The sequence below is a fragment of the Psychrobacter sp. 1U2 genome (assembly GCF_051847575.1).
On the sequence record NZ_JBPYDC010000129.1, the window covers coordinates 1 to 1,693 of the forward strand.

Consider the following 1,693-nt stretch of genomic DNA (forward strand, 5'->3'; position numbering starts at 1 on the left):
CTGCGCCAAAAAAACCAAATAGACAAACCGACGCTGATTATAACAATAAAGGCTACCATTAAGGTTGTAAGCCAAGTACTAGAGTACGAACGTGGCAGCCAAGCAGTGCGACGAGGAGTTGGAATAAACATAGGGATCTAACGCTCTTACAGTATTGCAATAAAGTATAGTGCAATACTGCAGTAGGCGCTATGAGCTGGCTAAAAGTTATCGTTGAATATTAGACTTTGATCAGTAAATAGGTTGCGATATTTGTGGCCCTTGATTGCTTTTAAACCATTGTTATAATAGTCATTAAATAAACACAGTTTATGTTTTCAACAAATCAAGACTGTGATACAATTATGCCCTTTTGGTATACCTGCGAAAGAGAGAATTCACATGGTTGTTATTCGTTTAGCACGGGGCGGTGCCAAGAAACGCCCATTTTATCAAGTAGTTGTTGCTGATCAACGCCGCGCGCGTGACGGTCGCTACATTGAAAACATTGGCTTTTTTAACCCACTTGCCAAAGATTCTGAAGAAGCAGTACGCTTAAACATGGAAGCGTATAATGCGTGGATCGCAAAAGGTGCACAGCCTTCAGATCGCGTTGCTTCATTAGCAAAAGCTTACAACAAATCAGCGACAACAAGCACTGAAGCAACTGCTTAAATGCTTAGCGTTAAGTACTTATAGTCAGTTTTTAGACTATTTAGTATGTTTAAAATAGATAGCGTAGCTGATTTGATCAGTATACGCGGTTAATTGTTTTTATTATTTAATTGCTTTTTTATTAGCAATCTCTGTTTTATTTATTGTTAGGTTAGACGTTATGTCATCTGTACCAGACGCTAGTACACTTATGAAAATTGGTCAGCTTAAGAAACCTTATGGTATCAAAGGCTGGTTATGGGTGTTTAGCGATACAGATGATCGTTCGGATATCTTTGGTATGCAGCCGTGGTGGATAAAAACTGCCACTGGTGTTAAACCATTGACAGTAAGTAAGTGGCGTCAGCAGGGTACAGGGCTTGTGGCTCAATTTGAGCAAGTTCCTGATCGTAATATTGCTGAAACTATGAATGGTGTTGCTATCTGGGTTGCAAAAGACTCATTGCCTGAACCTGAAGAGGACGAGTTTTACTGGTCTGAACTGGTTGGACTTAGAGTTTTGAATGAGCAGGATGAGTATCTTGGTGATATTACTGAGATGTTTGAAACTGGCGCGCATGACATTATGCGGGTAGCAGCACATTCAGACAGTCTAGATAACGAAGAGCGCTTGATACCGTGGCATGCTCAAACTGTAATTGAAGTCGATATGGCCAATAAAGCAGTTCATGTGGCGTGGCCGAGCGATTATTGATTCGATCTTTACGATTGAAGCAATGATATGTTCATGCAGGTGTCATTTAGCGAGCATTACTTAAACAGAGGTCTGATGTATTTTGCTGTGATTAGTATTTTTCCTGAGATGTTTGCCACGATTCGTGAGTTTGGTATCACGGGACGAGCAGTGACTCAGGAGCAAGTCACAATTGAGTGCATCAATCCACGCGACTATACTACGGATAATTATCGCCGTATTGATGAACGTCCCTACGGTGGGGGTCCTGGTATGGTGATGATGGCTGAGCCATTAGCGCAAGCGATTGAGGATGCTAAACAGCGCGCTGGTCTGCAAGGTTGCCGTATCGACAGCAAGCATTGT

The 1,693-nt window shown here is 41.8% G+C and carries 2 protein-coding genes and 1 pseudogene; all 3 read left to right on the top strand.

What is annotated here, in order from left to right:
• Window positions 1–381 precede the first annotated feature (381 nt).
• Window positions 382–654, top strand: a complete 273-nt coding sequence (gene rpsP, locus ACS8FD_RS13785; protein WP_439263091.1) for a 30S ribosomal protein S16 — start codon at window positions 382–384, stop codon at window positions 652–654.
• A gap of 160 nt (window positions 655–814) precedes the next feature.
• Window positions 815–1,348, top strand: coding sequence for a ribosome maturation factor RimM (rimM, locus tag ACS8FD_RS13790; protein WP_299221046.1), 534 nt, complete (start codon window positions 815–817; stop codon window positions 1,346–1,348).
• A gap of 75 nt (window positions 1,349–1,423) precedes the next feature.
• Window positions 1,424–1,693, top strand: a pseudogene (locus ACS8FD_RS13795) (tRNA (guanosine(37)-N1)-methyltransferase TrmD); the annotation flags it as partial.